The organism is Bacillus sp. LR--39, from assembly GCF_053613335.1.
Genome location: NZ_JBSIOT010001409.1, coordinates 1 through 554, shown reverse-complemented (window position 1 = coordinate 554; position 554 = coordinate 1). Strand labels below are relative to the sequence as shown.

The following is a 554-nucleotide window of genomic DNA, read 5'->3' as shown; positions in this document are numbered from 1 at the left end:
CCACTCTTGAAAATCCGCTGACGGAGACATGCCTTTGATAGCGTATGATAATGTACTGTTTTTATCGATAAAAACCCACTTTTCTTCATCAGTGGTGTTGCAAGGGTTGTTTTCCTTTAAACCGGTCGTGACGAACTGAATATCAATGTAGCGGTTTTTATGCAGCAGTTTAGGGTCCACTTTCACTGTGACATGATAGAATCCGTTTTTATCTTCTTTTCCTAATTCATCAAGCCGGACCGAGTGCGGCTGGCCGTTGAGCATCACTTTCAGTTCTGCGGCCTGAGAGGCTGACTCGTTTTCAGCCGTTGAGGCTTGAATCGTTTCAGACTTTTTCAGTTTAAGCGACAGCTTCGCCGATTGGTTTTCATCTAAAACAGCCGAAGCCGGATAAAAGTACTGAAGATGTTTTGTCGGCTCCAATTGTGATATCACCCGCTCCAAAATTCTCGAGGGTCAGCTTATCGCTTTCTTTTTTTTCAGTCTGCTGAAGCTTGCTGATTGAAAGTGTATCGCCGCTGAGCTGGCCTGTATATGTCTGATCTGTCATCACG

The 554-nt window shown here is 44.6% G+C and carries 1 pseudogene; it reads right to left on the bottom strand.

The window, feature by feature from the left end:
• Positions 1 to 554: pseudogene (locus tag ACWHAR_RS30810) on the bottom strand (cellulose biosynthesis cyclic di-GMP-binding regulatory protein BcsB); the annotation flags it as partial.